Genomic DNA, 15,508 nt, shown 5'->3' with positions numbered 1-15,508 from the left:
TTATCTTGTGGTGAGAGCAGGAAAACCCGAAGCCGTGGCAGCAGGCGGCCACGGTTGAGCAATCAAGATAGTAAAGCATCGGACGCTGGCTGTCAGTGCCTCAGCTTGTAGCCTGGCGACTACTGCGCGGCGGCTTGCGGCGGATGTACAGCGTCTTGTTGATGCGTGCCACTTCGGCTCCTTCGGCGTCGTAGACGCTGACGTGCAGCGCCGGCAGATGCTTGTCGCCACCGGCGGTGGCGTCACGAAAACGCTGCAGCATGTCGTCGTCGATGCGGAAGCGGGCGCAGACCACGCCGCGGCCGGGCTTCAGGTAGTCGATGCTGCCGGCCTTGTCCCACACGATGTAGTCATTGCCGAGGTTTTTCAGCAGCATCAGCATGTAGAACGGGTCGGTCATCGCGTACAGGCTGCCGCCGAAATGGACGCCGACATAGTTGCGGTTGGTCAGCCCCAGCCGCAGCTGGACGTCGATTTCCTTCCAGTCCGGGCTGATGCGGCGCACCTTGACCCCGGCGCCGAGAAAGGGCGGCCACAGATTGAGGACGAACTTGGCGAGACGATGGTTCATGGTGGCGATAAAACGATTGTTTGAATCAGGCTATCGTCGCGGCAACGGCGGCCGCCGTCAAGCCGTCGCCCGTCCTGCCATGCCCACCCGTGCCCGCCGCTGGCGCCGGGACGCCCGTCAGCGGATCCGTTTCAGAACGGCAGCTCGCTTTGCCGGCCCTGCTGCTGGCCGACCACGGCGGTGGTTTCGCCTTCCGCCAGCCGGATGTGCAGCAGTTCGCCGGCACGCAGTTGCGCCGCGGAGCGCACCACGCTGCCGTCTTGCTGCTGCACGATGGCGTAGCCGCGTTGCAGCACCGCCTCCGGATTGATGGCGGCCAGCGTCGCCTGATGTCGCGCCAGCACCAGCTGCCGCTGCTGCCAGTGCTGGTGTATCAGCTGTCGCAGCTGGTCGCCGCGCCGCGCCAGCACCTGCTGCCAGCGCGCCAGATCGGGACGGATGCGCTGCAGTTGGTGCTGGCACTGCTCCAGTTGTCGCAGCCGCGCTTGCAGCAGCTGGGTGCTGGCACGGGCCAGGCGTAGTTGCTGCGCCTGCAGCAACTGGCGCTGGCGCTGCAGCCGCTCGCCGGGGTGCTGCAGGCGGCGACCGAGGAAGTCCAGCTGTTGCGACTTGTCGGTCAGCAGCCGTCCCAGCGCGCGCTCCAGCCGGCGCTGCGCGTAGTCGACGCCTTGCTGCAGCGCCTCGCGGCTGGGCGAGGCCAGCTCGGCGGCGGCGGTCGGGGTCGGCGCGCGGTGGTCGGCGACGAAATCGGCGATGGTGGTGTCGGTCTCGTGGCCGACGCCGCTGATCACCGGTAGCGTGGAGCGGGCGATGGCGCGGGCGACCACCTCTTCGTTGAACGCCCACAGGTCTTCGATGCTGCCGCCGCCGCGGCAGACGATCAGCAGCGCTACCTCCTGGCGAAGGTTGGCCGCATCGATGGCGGCGGCGATCTGCGCCGCGGCGCTGTCGCCCTGTACCGGCGTCGGGTACAGGATCAGCGGGATGCTGGGCATGCGCCGGCGCAGGGTGGTGACCACGTCGCGCAGCGCGGCGGCGGCCGGTGAGGTGACGATGCCGATGGCGGCGGGGTGGCCGGGCAGCGCTTTTTTGTGGCGATTGTCGAACAATCCTTCCGCAGCCAGTTTCGCCTTCAACTGCTCGAAGGCCTCGTACAGGCGGCCGAGGCCGGCCGAACGCATCAGGTCGACGTTGATCTGGTAGTCGCCGCGCGCCTCGTACAGCGACACCGTGCCGCGCAGCTCGACCTGCATGCCTTCCTGCAGCCGGAATCCCAGTCCGCTCAGACGGTTACGGAACATCACGCAGCGGATTTGCGCGCGTTCGTCCTTCAGCGAGAAGTAGGCGTGGCCGGATGCGGCCAGGGTCAGATTGGAAATTTCGCCGGCAATCCACATCGGTGGCAGGCCGCTTTCAAGCAGATCCCGCGCCATGCGGTTGAGCGAGGTGACGCTGATGACGTCGTTTTGGTGTTGGCTGAAAAGCATGCTTGTCAAGTCATCCACAGGCAGGTTGGGGCGGCGGCTGGCGTCGATTGTTTATCTTAATACGCCACCGGCACATAAATAGATAAACTAAAAATTGTTGTTAATCAGTGGCTTAGTGATTTTGTGGCAATAATATTGCCGTAATGTCCGGCCAGCAACGGCAAGGCTTTGTCGTGCCGGCGGCAGGGTTGTCCACAAAGTTATGCACAGGCGCTGTGGGCGAGCGGGTAATTCCCTTGTAAATTCGCGACTTAGCGCTTTTGTTTAAAGCGCAACATCATGGCACCGGCCGAGCGTGGCGGTTGCAGGCGACAGCCTGAGCCGATAAAGTCTCGGCCTTGGATAACGCCTGAGGAATTGCCCGTGTGGTCAATCATTGAAGCGGCCGGCTGGCCGATCTGGACCATCATTCTCGCGTCGGTGGTGGCGTCGACCATCGTACTGGAGCGTTTTTACAGTCTGCGCGCGGCGCTGATCATACCGCCAAACCTGCTGTCGCAGACGCTGCAAGAGTATCGCCGTGCCGCGGTGAGCCAGAGCATGTTGGCTGAACTGCGCGACCATTCGCCGCTGGGCCGGCTGTTCGCCGCCGGGCTGCGCCAGTTTGGCAGCAGCCGTGTGGTGATGAAAGAGGCGATCGAGGACGAGGGCCGCGTGGTGGCGCACCTGCTGGAGCGCTATCTGACCATGCTGGGCACCATCGCCGCGATGGCGCCACTGCTGGGCCTGCTCGGCACCGTGATCGGCATGATCGAGATCTTCGGCTCGCAGGCGCCGGGCGGCACCGACCCGCGCGCGCTGGCGCACGGCATTTCCGTGGCGCTGTACAACACTGCCTTCGGCCTGATCGTGGCCATCCCCAGCATGTTCTTCTATCGTCATTTCCGCGCCAAGATCGACGGCCTGCTGGTCGAGATGGAAGCGCAGGCGGTGCACCTGCTGGAAGCGGTGCACGGCGAACGTCGCGGCGACTGAGGCGGACGACCATGAACTTTCGCCGTCACCGTCATCGCGAAGAGCCGGAAATCAACTTCATCCCGCTGATCGACTTGCTGCTGGTCATCCTCATCTTCCTGATGGTGACCACCACCTACGCCCGCTTTTCTGAACTGGAAGTTAATCTGCCGCAGGCCAGCGGGCCGGCGGAGATGCAGAAGGATAGCCGCCTGCGCGTCGACATCAGCGCCAGCGGCGGCTACGCGGTGGACGGCGAGGCCGTGGCCAGCAGCGACGTGGCCCAGCTCGGCGAGCGCCTGAAGCGGCAGGCTAGCGGCAAAAACCCGGCGCCGGTGGTGGTGATCAACGCCGACGCCAAGGCCAGCCACCAGTCTGTGGTGACGGTGATGGAGGCGGCCCGTCTCGCCGGCCTGCTGCAGCTGACCTTTGCCACCCAGCAGGGGACGCCGTGACCCGGCTGGAGCGGCACTGGTATCAGCCATCGTGGTGGATGACAGCCCTTCTGGCCTTGCCGGAAGGGCTGTTTGCCCTGTTGGCGGCGTTGCGTCGTCTTGCCTATCGTCTGGGCTGGTGTCGGGCCAAGCAGTTGTCGGTGCCGGTGGTGGTGATCGGCAACATCAATGTCGGCGGCGTCGGCAAGACGCCGCTGACGCTGGCGCTGCTGCAGGACTTTGCCCGCCTGGGCGTGCCGGTGGGAGTGATCAGCCGCGGCTACGGTGGCGCGCACAAGCAGCCGACGCTGGTGACGCGGCACAGCACGGCTGCCGAGGTCGGCGACGAGCCGCTGCTGCTGGCCGCCAGCGGCGTGCCGGTAGTGGTCGGCCGCGATCGCGTCGCCGCCGGCCGCCACCTGCTGGCCTTGTATCCGCAGACCCGTTTCATCCTCAGCGACGACGGGCTGCAGCATTACGCGCTGGCGCGCACGCTGGAGATCGTGGTGCTCGACGGCGCTCGCGGCGTCGGCAATGGTCACCTGCTGCCCGGCGGCCCGCTGCGCGAACCGGTGTCAAGGTTGGCCGCAGCCGATGCGCTGGTGATCAATGGCGAGTCGCGCACCAGCCTGCGCCTGCCGGAGTCAGTGCCGCAGTTCCAGCAGCGGCTGCAGGCGGGGGCGTTTGTCCATGCCGGCGGCCTGCTGCCGCCGCGCACGGCCGCCGATTTTGCCGGCCAGCGCGTGGTGGCGGTGGCCGGTATCGGCCATCCGGAGCGCTTCTTCCGCACCCTGCGCGAGCTGGGCGTGGAACTGGCGGCCACGCACGCCTTTCCCGACCACCACCAGTTCGTCGCTGCGGATCTGCCACAGGATGCCGATGCGGTGATCGTCACCGCCAAGGATGCGGTTAAGTTGCAGTGCATCAATCATGCTAGACTATGGGTTCTGCCGGTTTCGGCCCGGCTGGAACCGGACCTGTCCGCGTGGATTCTGTCCCAACTGGAACTAAAAAATGGACGCAAAATTTCTTGAAATCCTGGTTTGCCCGCTGTGCAAAGGCCCACTGGTCTACAACAAGGGCGCGCAGGAACTGATCTGCAAGGGTGACCGCCTGGCCTACCCGATCCGTGACGGCATCCCGATGATGCTGGAAGGCGAAGCCCGCGAGTTGGCCGCCGAGGAAGAAGTGAAATGAACGGTTTTGTAGTGGTGATTCCGGCGCGACTGGCTTCCAGCCGGCTGCCGGAAAAACCGCTGGCGGACATCGGCGGCAAGCCGATGGTGGTCCGCGTCGCCGAGCGCGCCGCGCAATCGGCCGCCAGCCGCGTGATCGTGGCCACCGACGATGCCCGCATCGAGGCGGCCTGCCGCCAGCACGGCGTCGAGGTGCTGCTGACGCGGGCCGATCACCCCAGCGGCACCGACCGTCTGGCCGAGGTCGCCGCACTGCTGGCGCTGCCGGACGACGCCATCGTGGTCAATGTGCAGGGTGACGAGCCGCTGATCGATCCGGCGCTGATCGACCGCCTGGCCGCGCTGATGGCGGCACGCGCGGTGCCGATGGCCACCGTGGCGCACGCGATCCACGACGCCGCCGAGATGTTCAATCCGAATGTGGTGAAAGTGGTGCTCGACCGCCACGGCAAGGCGCTGTATTTCAGCCGCGCCCCGATTCCCTACGCCCGCGATGCCTTCGCCGCCGACAAGACACAGCTGCCGCCCGGCCTGCCGGTGTATCGCCACATCGGCATGTATGCCTACCGCGCCAGCCTGCTGCACACCTACGGCAGCCTGGCCCCGGCACCGCTGGAGCAGTTCGAGGCACTGGAGCAGCTGCGCATGCTGTGGCACGGTTACGACATCGTCGTGGAGTGCGTGGCCGAGGCGCCACCTGCCGGCGTCGACACGCCGGAGGACCTGGCCCGGGTGCGCGCCTACTTTGCGGCCAACCTTTCCGGATAACACAACGAAGTTAACGATGGGAGTTTAGAGAGATGAAATTGATTCTGTTGGGCGCTCCTGGCGCCGGTAAAGGTACCCAAGCCAACTACATCCGCGAGAAATTCGGTATTCCGCAAATCTCGACCGGCGACATGTTGCGTGCCGCGGTGAAAGCCGGTACCCCGCTGGGCGTGGAAGCGAAAAAGATCATGGACGCCGGTGGCTTGGTGCGCGACGACATCATCATCGGTCTGGTCAAGGAACGCATCACCGAGGCGGATTGCGCCAACGGTTTCCTGTTCGACGGTTTCCCGCGCACCATCCCGCAGGCGGAAGCGATGAAGGAAGCCGGTGTCGATATCGACTTCGTGGTCGAAATCGACGTGCCGGATGAAAACATCATCGACCGCATGTCCGGCCGCCGCGTGCACGTGGCTTCCGGCCGCACCTACCACGTCAAGTACAATCCGCCGAAGGTGGAAGGCATCGACGACGAAACCGGCGAAGCGCTGGTGCAGCGTGACGACGACAAGGCGGAAACCGTGAAGAAGCGTCTCGACGTTTACCACGAGCAGACCGAAGTGCTGGTCGGCTTCTACTCGCAGATGGCCGCCTCCGGCGATGCCAAGGCACCGCAGTACGTGAAGATCGACGGCACCCAGGCGGTGGAAACCGTGCGCGACAACGTGCTGGCGGCACTGGGCGCCTGAGCGCGCTAGCGTCGCAGGCAAGCAAAAAGGCAGCTCAGGCTGCCTTTTTTGTCGCCTGCCGCAGGCGGTTTACTGTTCCGGCAACCTGATCGGGATGCGTTTCTCGCGCACCAGCCGGTCCAGCGCCTCGATCACCAGCGGGTCGAACTGGGTGCCGCAGCGGCCGTTGATGTAGCTCATGGTGTCGCCCAGCGTCCACGGATCCTTGTATGGCCGTTTGTGCAGCAGCGCGTCGAACACGTCGACGATGGCGACGATGCGCGCCGCCAGCGGGATGTCCTGTCCGGCCTGGCGCTGCGGGTAGCCGCTGCCGTCGAAGTATTCGTGGTGGCCGCCGGCGATGTCGGCGCCCAGTGACAGGTAGCTGGTGCCTTCCACCAGCTTGCTGGCCTTGCGCAGGATGTTGGCACCGATGCTGGCGTGCTGCTCCATGATGACGCGCTCTTCCGGGTCCAGCTTGCCGGGCTTGAACAGGATGTGGTCGGGGGTGCCGACCTTGCCGACATCGTGCAGGATGCTGGCCATGCCGATCATCTCCATGAACTGCGGTGTCAGCAGCTCCGGATAGGCGCCCATGCGCTGCAGCTCCCTGGCGATGGCGTCACTGAGTCGCTGCACGCGCAGCACGTGTTCGCCGGTGTCGCTGTCGCGGAATTCGGCGAGGTCGGCCAGCGCCACCACCGTGGCTTCCTGGGCGCTGACCAGCTGCGAGTACAGGTACAGGTTGTCGTAGGCGGAGGAGATGCGCTGGCAGAAGACCTCCAGCAGGTTGCGCTCCACGTCCTCCAGCGGCCACGGCGGCTCGAAGTGGACCACGAATTCGCGGCCGTTCTGCGCGGTGATGTACAGCACGTCGTAGGGATGACGGTAGATGGTGCGCTTCTCGGCCAGCGCGTCGTTGATCGCCTGCTGCAGCTGCGGAAAGGTGGCCAGCGGCACGCCGCCGAGCAGCCCCTCGAACTCGCCGGTGGCGGCGAGCACCTCCAGCTTCGGCCGCCCGGCGCTGGCAGGGGTGTTTTCCATGCACAGCACGCCGTCGGTGCCGACATCGAGAATGGCGCTGATCTGTTTCAGCACCCCGGAGGCGAATTCCTTCAGCGAACGCAGCTGGTACAGGTCGCTGGCGCCTTCCAGGATCTTGCCCAGCCCCTGGCGGTTTTTCTCGATGGCGACCAGGTTTTCATAGGCGCGCAGCGAGGCGATGACCACGGTGAACAGCTTCTGCACCGTCAGCTCGGTCTTGGTCTTGTAGTCGTTGATGTCGTAATTGAGGATCACGTCCTGTTCCGGCGCCTGCCCCGGCTGGCCGGTGCGCAGCACGATGCGCGCCAGGCTGTTGCCCAGCTCCTCGCGGATGCGCCGTACCAGCTTGAGGCCGGCATTGTCGGTTTCCATCACCACGTCGAGCAGGATCAGCGCGACGTCGGGATGCTCGCGCACCAGCTCGAAGCCTTGCTGCGCGCTGTAGGCATTGAGCAGCGTCAGCGGCCGCTCCTTGTAGCGCAGGTCCTGGATTGCCAGCCGGGTGGCGGTGTGGACATCCTTTTCGTCGTCGACGATCAGCACTTTCCACGGTCGCAGTGCCGGATGGCTGTCCTGCACGCTGCTGCTGTCGTCGATCAGCCAGTCATTGTTATTGTCGAGATTCATCACGTGCCGCCCCCTTCAGTTGGCCGTTTCCGGTGCCGTGCAGGGCAGCACCAGAATAAAAGATGTGCCTTCCCCGACGGTGCTGTCAACCCGAATCGTGCCGCCCAGGCGTTTGAACACGATATTGAACACGATGTGCAGCCCCAGGCCGCTGCCGCCACTGCCGCGGCGGGTGGTGAAGAACGGCTCGAAGATGCGTTTCAGGTTTTCCGGCGGAATGCCCTTGCCGTCGTCGGTCACCGACAGCCGGATCTTCTGCTCGGCCAGCGCGTCGACGCGGATCTGGATGCTGCCCTCGGCACCGTCGTCGTAGGCGTGCAGCAGCGCGTTCATCAGCAGGTTGGTCAGCACCTGCGACAGGGCGCCGGGGTAGCTGTCCATCTGCAGCTGGGGCGGGCAGTCGACATCGATCATCACCTTGCTGTGGCGCAGCTTGGGACGCAGGCTGGTGATGATTTCGCCGATGTAGTGCGCGATGTCGAACTGGCGCCGCGCCTCGCTGGTCTGGTCGACGGCGACCTGCTTGAAACTCTGGATCAGGTTGGCCGCACGCTCGGTGTTGCTCAGGATCAGTGCGGTGGATTCGCGGGCGTCGTCGAGATAGCGTTCCAGCTCGCTTTTCTTGATCTGGCCGCTCTGGAACTGTTGCCCGACCTGGCCGGTGATCAGCGCCAGGTGCGAGGCGGCGGTAAGGGTGATGCCGACCGGGGTGTTGATCTCGTGCGCCACACCGGCCACCAGGCTGCCCAGCGACGCCAGTTTTTCTGTTTCCACCAGCGTGTTCTGGGTGTCCAGCAGTTGCCGGTAGGCAACTTCAGCGCGTTCCTTTTCCGCAATGGCGGCCTGTTCCGCGCCGCGGCGCAGGCCCAGCTCGCGGCTGATCTTGTGGATGATCAGGTTGACGCCGCCGACCAGCTCGGCGTACTCGCTGAAACGGCTTTGCGGCAGCTGCAGGTCGGCTTCCGCTTCCAGCCGGGCGGCGCCGTACAGCGCCTGCTGTAGCTCGTGCAGCGGCGAGAACACGTAGCGTTTCAGGCCGGCGATCAGGATGATGAACAGCAACAGGTTGATCAGCAGCGCCTGCACGATCTGGCGTGTCAGTTCGTGGGCAAGCCGGGTGGTGATCTTGTCGCGCGACAGATACACCGTGATCTGGCCGAGGTTGTTGCGCTGCTGGTAAAGAATGGGCAGCAGCAGGGTTTCGTCGTGCGGCGGCGGTGCCGCCTTGGCCAGCGAGGTGATGCGGCCGTCCGCGCTGCGCATGCGGCCGAAGAACAGCCCGGCATCGCCTTCCACCATCAGGCCGACCACCGCCGCCGATTTCAGCTCCGCGTCCAGCGTCAGACGGATGAACTGGTCGTCCAGCTGCCACACCCCGTGCGGCAGCGATAGTGCCAGCCGCTCCTGCAGGCCCTGCTTCATCTGCAGGTAGTCGCGTTCCTCGGCGTCGCGGGCGGCTTCGTAGCTGAGAAAGCCGGTCAGCCCCATCACGACGGACAGTACCGAAATGATCCAGATCGCCAGCCGGCTTTTTATGCTGCTCATGTCGTCACCCTGCACAGATAAGGCATTGGTCATGGTAACGCAGCCGATCGCGCCCGGTGTACCGGCGCGGCGGTTTTTTCAGACGCTGCTGGCGGGGCGACGCGGCAGCGGGATTTTTTGCAGGATCAGGCCGCCCAGGATCAGCGCCAGGCCGTTGAGGGTGGAGGGCAGGATCTGCTCGCCGATCAGCAGGTAGATCAGCAGCAGCGACAGCAGCGGCGCGAGGAAGATCAGGTTGGCGATGCGCGCGGTGCTGCTGGTCAGTTTCATCGCCGCCAGCCACAGCACGAAGGTGAAGCCCATTTCCAGGGAGCCGACATAGGCAGCACCGGCGATGCCTTGCCACGCCACCGCGCCCAGCTCGCCGCGCCACAGGCACCACAGCCAGGCCAGCGGCAGCGCGAACAGGAAGTTCAGCGTCAGCCCCAGCACCGGCTCGCGCTGGTCGCGGGTATTGAACAGCCAGTAGCCAGCCCACAGCACGGTGGAGACCAGCGCATAGCCGACGCCGGCGAGGTTGCTGAATTCCAGCGCCAAAGGTTGGCCGCGGGTGGCGATCACCAGCACGCCGGCGTAGCAGACCAGCGCCGCCAGCGCGTCCTGCGGTCGCGGTTTCTGCTTCAGCACCGGGATGGCGAGCAGGGTCATGGTCAGCGCCCAGGTGTAGTTGATCGCCTGTGCCTCTTGCGCCGGCAGCAGGTGGTAGGCCTGGAACAGGATCAGGTAGTAGACGAAGGGATTGACCGCGCCCAGCAGCAGCGAACGCTGCCAGTGCCGGCGCAGTGCCGGCAGCAGCTCGCCGAGACGGCCCTGCCAGGCGAGGATGGACAGCAGTGACAGCAGCGAAAAGGCGCTGGCGTACAGCACCAGCTGTGCCGGGCTGAGGTGTTGCAGGCTGATCTTGAAGGCGGTGGCCACGGTGGACCAGGCGAGCACGGCGCCGAGGCCGTAGAGGTAGGCTTTTTGTTGCGAGGTCAAAACGGGGGCTTTCTGTGGTGGAGATCGTGGTCGCTGGCGGCGAGTTGCTGGTTGAGCAGCCGTTGCATCAGCGGCAGCGTGCTGCTGGCGCGCAGGCCGATCGGGCCGCCGGCATCGGCCAGATACCGGTCGCCGGCGCTGGCGTGCAGCCACACCGCGTTGCCGGCGGCGGTGGTCTCGTCCTGGCCCTGTGCCAGCAGCGCGGCGATGCTGCCGCTGAGGATGTCGCCCTGGCCGGCACTGGCCAGCGCGGCGTTGCCGGCGGTGCACAGCCGGTAGTAGCCGTCCGCGCCGCAGAGCAGCGAACCGGCGCCCTTGAGCACGGCGATCACGCCAAGGTTGGCCGCAAGGCGGCGCACCGCGGCGAGGCGGTCCTGTTGCACGCTAGCGGTGCTGCAGCCGAGCAGGCGCGCCGCTTCGGCAGGATGCGGGGTGATCACCGCCGGGCGCGGGCGCTGTCGCAGCTGTTGCTGCAGGGCATCGTCGCCGGCCAGCAGGTTGAGCGCGTCGGCGTCGAGCAGCAGCGCGCCGGGATGGGCCAACACGCTGGCGAGGATGCGGTGCGCCTGCGGGCTCTGGCCGAGGCCGGGGCCGATGGCGACCACCTCGTCGGCGGCAAGGCTGCTGTTGCCCAGCGGCGCAATCATCAGCTCCGGCCACAGCGGGTCCAGCGCCAGTCGTGCATCGAGGCTGTGGATGCGCACCTTGCCGGCCCCCAGCGCCAGTGCCGCGCGACCGGCGAGCAGCGCTGCGCCGCCCATGCCGGCGCAGCCGCCGATGATGCTGACGCAGCCGAAGCTGCCCTTGTTGCTGTTGTGTCGGCGCCGCAGCGACGCAAGGTCGGTCGCAAGCAGCTCGCCCTGTGCCGCCGGTAGCAGCGCCGGCGGGCAGTCGAGAGTCAATAGCTCGACGCGGCCGCTGTAGTCGCTGCCGTCGGCGGTGAACAGCCCCGGCTTGTGGCACAGCAGCGCCAGGGTATGGTCGGCGGGGAGGGCGGCACCCTGCACGCAGCCGCTCCAGGCGTCGAGGCCGCTGGGTACGTCCAGCGCCACTCGCGGGCAGGTCAGCGCGTCCAGCGCGGCGAGGTGCGCCTGCCAGCCGGCGTCCAGCGGCCGGTTCAGCCCGGCGCCGAACAGGCCGTCGATCAGGACTTCGGCCGGAGGGAGCGCGGCCAGTGTGCTGTCGAGCCGGCCGCCGGCGGCGAGGTACTGCTGCCGTGCCGCCTGCGCGGCGGCAGTGGCAGGCGGCTGCGGCTGCCACACGCCGACCTCGTAATCGGCCAGCAGCAGCCGTGCCGCGATCAGCGCGTCGCCGCCGTTGTTGCCGCTACCGGCGGCGAACAGCAGCTGGCGTGGCGGCGGGTAGTGCTGGCGCAGCCACTGCGCGATGGCAGCGCCGGCGCGGGCCATCAGGTCGAGGCCGGCTTGTGCCGCCTGCCGCTCCCACTGCCGCAGCGCGGCGGCGTCGATCAGCGCGCGTTCATTCGCCGGCATGGTGACTCTCTCCCCAGCGCGGCAGCAGCTGGTGCGGTACCGCCAGCTGATCGAGGATGCGCGCCACCACGAAGTCGACCATGTCGGCTATGGTCTGCGGGTGGGTGTAGAAACCGGGTGACGGCGGCAGGATGCAGACGCCGAGGCGAGCCAGCTTGAGCATGTTTTCGAGGTGGATCACCGACAGCGGTGCCTCGCGCGGTACCAGCACCAGCTTGCGCTGTTCCTTCAGCATCACGTCGGCGGCGCGTTCGATCAGGTTGTCGCTCATGCCGTGCGCCACCGCGGCGAGGGTACCCATCGAGCACGGGCAGATCACCATCGCGTCGGCCGGATTGGAGCCGGAGGCGGGTGGCGCAAACCAGGCCTCACGGCCGAACACCGCCAGCTGGCCGTCGGCGGCCTGGTAGCGCTCTTGCAGCCACTGCTGGAAACCTTCCGGCCGCGATGGCAGCGTCAGGTTCATCTCCTGTTTCGCCACCACCTGTGCCGCCTGCGAATACATCACCCACACCCGCTTGCCGGCACGCAGCAGGCATTCGATCAGGCGCAGGCCGTAGGGCAGGCCGGAGGCGCCGGTGAGGGCGACGGTAACGGTATCAATCTTTGTCATGCGCTTGTACCAGATGGCTTGCTATCAGACCGTTGGCGACGCCGCCTAGCAGGGCGGCCAGCGCCAGCGGCGGGAACAGTACCAGTATATTGTCGTATGGAATCAGGAACAGCCTGACCAGCAGCAATTGTCCCAGCAGATGGGCCTGCGCCGCCAGCAGGCTGTGGCTGACCAGGCTGAAATGGCGCTCGGGCAGCGCCCGGCAGGCGCCCAGCAGCAGCAGGCTGGCCAGTGCGCCGCCGAGGCTGAGCCAGAAGCCGGGGGTGAACAGGCTGCCCAGCAGCAGGCCGGCGCCGACGACGCGTAGCAGCGTGACCCACACCGCGGCGCGCCAGCCCAGGGTATGCAGCGCGAACAGGGTCATGATGTTGGCCAGCCCCGGCTTGACGCCGGGCAGCGGCGACGGAATGGCGGCATCGACCATGCCCAGCGCGATGGCCAGCGCGGCCAGGCTGGCGATGCGGTGATCGTCGGTGCTGGCTTGCAGCGTGCGTTCAGTAGGCGAGCGAGTCATGGGCTAGGTCGGGGCCGGCCAGCTCGATGCTGACGCGGTTGGGCAGGCACACGGCAATGTCGCCGCTGTGGCGCAGCCAGCCCTGCTGCACGCAGTATTGGCGCGGGCTCGGATCGCGGCGGATGCGGGCCTGGCCATTGTGGATCTCGATTTCGGTCAGCCCCAGCGGGCCGTGGGCAATATGGAGCCGGTTCAGGCGCAGCGGCAGGCGGAGGGTTTCGGTGCCGTTCTGGCGCACGATGACGCTGCTGGCCTCGCCGGCGTGGCGGCCAAGCTGCAGGAAGGCGGCCAGCAACAGCGCGCACAGTGCCAGCAGCACCAGATAGTCCCCGGCCTTGAACATGGCCGGCTTATTTTTTGGCGGGCAGCTGGCGGTGGCGCAGCAGGACCTGTTCGCCGGCAAAGGCCTTGGCCAGCTGTTCGGCGAGATAGACCGAGCGGTGCTGGCCGCCGGTGCAGCCGATGGCGACGGTGACGTAGCTGCGGTTGTCCTGGCGGAAGCGCGGCAGCCAGTTTTGCAGGAACTGGCGGATGTCGGCCAGCATCTGCGCCACGCTGGCTTCGCCCTCGAAGAAGCGGCAGATCGCCTCGTCCTGGCCGGTCAGCGGCCGCAGCGCGACCTCGTAGTAGGGGTTGGGCAGGCAGCGCACGTCGAACACGAAGTCGGCGTCCAGCGGCAGGCCGTGCTTGAAGCCAAACGATTCGAACACCAGGGTCAGGCAGTCGGCGCCGGCGTCGACCAGTACCTTGACCCAGGCACGCAGCGCGTTGGCGGACAGGTGGCTGGTGTCGATGCGGTGGCCCAGCTCGTGGATGTGCTCCAGCATCTCGCGTTCGAGGCGGATGCACTCCTCCACCGTCAGGCCGTTGCCGGACAGCGGGTGGCGGCGCCGCGTTTCCGAGAAGCGCTGCACCAGCACTTCGGTGGTGGCTTCCAGATAGATCAGGCGCACGTCGACCCGCATCGCTTTCAGGCTGGCCATCACCTCCGGCAATGCGGCCAACGTTGGCGCGGAACGGGTATCGACGCTGATGGCGACATGCTGGTAGCCCTGTTCGCTGTACAGCGCCACCACGTCGGTGAGCATGGTGGCCGGCAGGTTGTCGACGCAGTAGTAGCCGTTGTCTTCCAGCAGGCGCAGGGCAACCGACTTGCCGGAGCCGGACAGGCCGCTAATCAGAATCAGCTGCATGTTCCTGGTCCCGTAGCAGGTTGGTGTGGCGATCGATGAATTCGCGGGTGCTGTCGATGCCGCGCAGCTGCAGGATGTAGTTGCGCACCGCAGCCTCGACCAGCACCGCCAGGTTGCGGCCGGCGGCCACCGGCAGGATCACCTTGCGCACGGTGACGCCAAGGATGTCCTGCGTCTCGGACTGGATGTTGAGGCGGTCCAGCGTTTGCATCGCCTGGTCGTTGGCCTTCATCAGGTGGATGATCAGCTTCAGCACCTTCTTCGGACGCACCGCGGTTTCGCCGAAGATGGTGCGGATATTGAGGATGCCGAGACCGCGCACTTCGAGGAAGTCACGCAGCAGCGCCGGGCAGCGGCCTTCCAGCGTTTCCGGGCCGATGCGGTACAGCTCGACCGCGTCATCGGCAACCATGCCGTGGCCGCGCGAGATCAGCTCCAGCGCCAGTTCGCTCTTGCCCATCGCCGAATCGCCCATGATCAGCACGCCGATTTCCAGCACGTCGAGAAACACGCCGTGCATCACGGTGGATACCGCCAGCGCGCGCGCCAGATAGATGCGCAGCACGTCCATCAGGTACGGGCTTTCCAGCGGCGTACTCATCAGCGGCACATTGTGGCTCTGGCAGTAGTCGCGCAGCAGGTTGGGTACCGGCTGTGCATTGGCGACGATCACCACCGCCATGGTGCGGTGGAACAGCTGGTCGAGGGCGGTCCGTGCAGCGGCCTGCTCCAGCTTGTTCAGGTATTCCACCTCCGCGAGGCCAAGGACCTGGACGCGGTTGGGGTGGATGAAGTTGAGGTGACCGACCAGTGCCTGGGTTGGCCGCTGTTCATCATTCGAAATCAGGTTGTCGGAGCCGGAACGGCCGGCGACCCAGCTCAGGTTGAGCTTGTGCTGATTGTCCTGGTACAGGCGGCGAACACTGATATTAGGCATGGTCTGGGGTGTCGGAAATCAGTTCAAACAGCTTCTGCGCATCGCAGGCGGGATCGTTCATCTGTTCGCGCAGCGCCTTGCTGGAGAAGCGCTGAGCCAGCTCGGACAACACCTGCAGGTGGATGTCGGTGGCCTGTTCCGGCACCAACAGCACGAACAGCAGCGAGACCGGTTTGCCATCGGGGGCATCGAACGGAATCGGTGCCTTCAGGCGGATGAAGATGCCGGTGGCTTCCTTCAGGCTCTTGATGCGGCCGTGCGGGATGGCGACGCCTTGTCCCAGGCCGGTGGAGCCGAGTTTTTCTCGGGCAAACAAGCTGTCGAAGACATCGCTGCGCGCGATGGCGTGACTGTTTTCGACCATCAGGCCGACTTGTTCAAAGAGTCGTTTTTTGCTGGAAACGTCCATGTCAGCAATGACGTTGTCCACGGAGAGTATTTTACTGATCAAGCCCATAATGCCATTTGCCCGAAAAAATCGAGGGC

At 66.0% G+C, this 15,508-nt stretch carries 18 protein-coding genes; 6 read left to right on the top strand and 12 right to left on the bottom strand.

Translation table 11 applies throughout. The features are described from left to right. Positions 1-100: 100 nt before the first annotated feature. A complete protein-coding gene (locus PQU89_RS16350) occupies positions 101-571 on the bottom strand; it encodes a DUF4442 domain-containing protein (RefSeq protein WP_272766725.1) in 471 nt (156 codons plus the stop codon). Positions 572-702: 131 nt separating this feature from the next. After that, the gene (gene xseA / locus PQU89_RS16345; protein ID WP_272766724.1) at positions 703-2,058 is read right to left on the bottom strand and encodes an exodeoxyribonuclease VII large subunit; all 1,356 of its coding nucleotides are present in this window, start codon (positions 2,056-2,058) and stop codon (positions 703-705) included. A 363-nt stretch (positions 2,059-2,421) separates the two neighbouring features. On the opposite strand from xseA, the gene PQU89_RS16340 reads away from it, so the two are divergent. The 6 genes from PQU89_RS16340 to adk are packed head-to-tail and all read left to right on the top strand — an operon-like array spanning position 2,422 to position 6,099. Beyond that, entirely contained in the window at positions 2,422-3,033 is a 612-nt protein-coding gene (locus tag PQU89_RS16340) for a MotA/TolQ/ExbB proton channel family protein (protein WP_272766723.1), read from the top strand. 11 nt (positions 3,034-3,044) lie between these two features. Then, complete coding sequence (locus PQU89_RS16335; protein WP_272766722.1) at positions 3,045-3,467, top strand: ExbD/TolR family protein; 423 nt, start codon at positions 3,045-3,047, stop codon at positions 3,465-3,467. A gap of 38 nt (positions 3,468-3,505) precedes the next feature. Further along, complete coding sequence (lpxK, locus tag PQU89_RS16330; protein WP_272766721.1) at positions 3,506-4,480, top strand: tetraacyldisaccharide 4'-kinase; 975 nt, start codon at positions 3,506-3,508, stop codon at positions 4,478-4,480. Next, positions 4,461-4,643, top strand: coding sequence for a Trm112 family protein (locus PQU89_RS16325; RefSeq protein ID WP_047966211.1), 183 nt, complete (start codon positions 4,461-4,463; stop codon positions 4,641-4,643). The genes lpxK and PQU89_RS16325 overlap by 20 nt, the downstream gene beginning before the upstream one ends. Beyond that, a complete protein-coding gene (gene kdsB, locus PQU89_RS16320) occupies positions 4,640-5,410 on the top strand; it encodes a 3-deoxy-manno-octulosonate cytidylyltransferase (protein WP_189374280.1) in 771 nt (256 codons plus the stop codon). Before PQU89_RS16325 ends, kdsB begins: the two co-directional genes overlap by 4 nt. Positions 5,411-5,442: 32 nt before the next feature. Beyond that, positions 5,443-6,099 (top strand): adenylate kinase, encoded by a 657-nt coding sequence (gene adk, locus PQU89_RS16315; RefSeq protein WP_272766720.1) that lies wholly within the window; start codon positions 5,443-5,445, stop codon positions 6,097-6,099. A gap of 69 nt (positions 6,100-6,168) precedes the next feature. Here adk and PQU89_RS16310 read toward each other — a convergent pair whose 3' ends face one another. The 10 genes from PQU89_RS16310 to ptsN form a co-directional block, all read right to left on the bottom strand. Then, positions 6,169-7,749, bottom strand: a complete 1,581-nt coding sequence (locus PQU89_RS16310) for a DUF3369 domain-containing protein (protein WP_272766719.1) — start codon at positions 7,747-7,749, stop codon at positions 6,169-6,171. A gap of 15 nt (positions 7,750-7,764) precedes the next feature. Further along, positions 7,765-9,294: a sensor histidine kinase gene (locus PQU89_RS16305; protein WP_272766718.1), complete on the bottom strand. Its 1,530-nt coding sequence runs from the start codon at positions 9,292-9,294 to the stop codon at positions 7,765-7,767. 78 nt (positions 9,295-9,372) lie between these two features. After that, complete coding sequence (locus PQU89_RS16300) at positions 9,373-10,272, bottom strand: DMT family transporter (protein WP_272766717.1); 900 nt, start codon at positions 10,270-10,272, stop codon at positions 9,373-9,375. Continuing rightward, positions 10,269-11,765, bottom strand: a complete 1,497-nt coding sequence (locus PQU89_RS16295) for an NAD(P)H-hydrate dehydratase (RefSeq protein WP_272766716.1) — start codon at positions 11,763-11,765, stop codon at positions 10,269-10,271. The genes PQU89_RS16300 and PQU89_RS16295 overlap by 4 nt, the downstream gene beginning before the upstream one ends. Then, positions 11,752-12,378, bottom strand: a complete 627-nt coding sequence (locus PQU89_RS16290; protein ID WP_272766715.1) for a flavin prenyltransferase UbiX — start codon at positions 12,376-12,378, stop codon at positions 11,752-11,754. The genes PQU89_RS16295 and PQU89_RS16290 overlap by 14 nt, the downstream gene beginning before the upstream one ends. Next, a complete protein-coding gene (locus PQU89_RS16285) occupies positions 12,365-12,892 on the bottom strand; it encodes a Gx transporter family protein (protein WP_272766714.1) in 528 nt (175 codons plus the stop codon). Before PQU89_RS16285 ends, PQU89_RS16290 begins: the two co-directional genes overlap by 14 nt. Continuing rightward, entirely contained in the window at positions 12,873-13,235 is a 363-nt protein-coding gene (locus PQU89_RS16280) for a NusG domain II-containing protein (RefSeq protein ID WP_272766713.1), read from the bottom strand. The genes PQU89_RS16285 and PQU89_RS16280 overlap by 20 nt, the downstream gene beginning before the upstream one ends. 7 nt (positions 13,236-13,242) lie before the next feature. Beyond that, positions 13,243-14,085, bottom strand: coding sequence for an RNase adapter RapZ (gene rapZ, locus PQU89_RS16275; protein ID WP_272766712.1), 843 nt, complete (start codon positions 14,083-14,085; stop codon positions 13,243-13,245). Then, complete coding sequence (hprK, locus tag PQU89_RS16270) at positions 14,066-15,022, bottom strand: HPr(Ser) kinase/phosphatase (RefSeq protein ID WP_047966200.1); 957 nt, start codon at positions 15,020-15,022, stop codon at positions 14,066-14,068. The genes rapZ and hprK overlap by 20 nt, the downstream gene beginning before the upstream one ends. Next, positions 15,015-15,479: a PTS IIA-like nitrogen regulatory protein PtsN gene (gene ptsN / locus PQU89_RS16265; RefSeq protein WP_047966199.1), complete on the bottom strand. Its 465-nt coding sequence runs from the start codon at positions 15,477-15,479 to the stop codon at positions 15,015-15,017. The genes hprK and ptsN overlap by 8 nt, the downstream gene beginning before the upstream one ends. Positions 15,480-15,508 lie beyond the last annotated feature (29 nt).

The sequence above is a fragment of the Vogesella indigofera genome (assembly GCF_028548395.1).
GTDB classification, from domain to species: domain Bacteria; phylum Pseudomonadota; class Gammaproteobacteria; order Burkholderiales; family Chromobacteriaceae; genus Vogesella; species Vogesella indigofera_A.
Note: the sequence above shows the minus strand (reverse complement) of the source record. Positions and strands in the feature narration are given on the sequence as shown.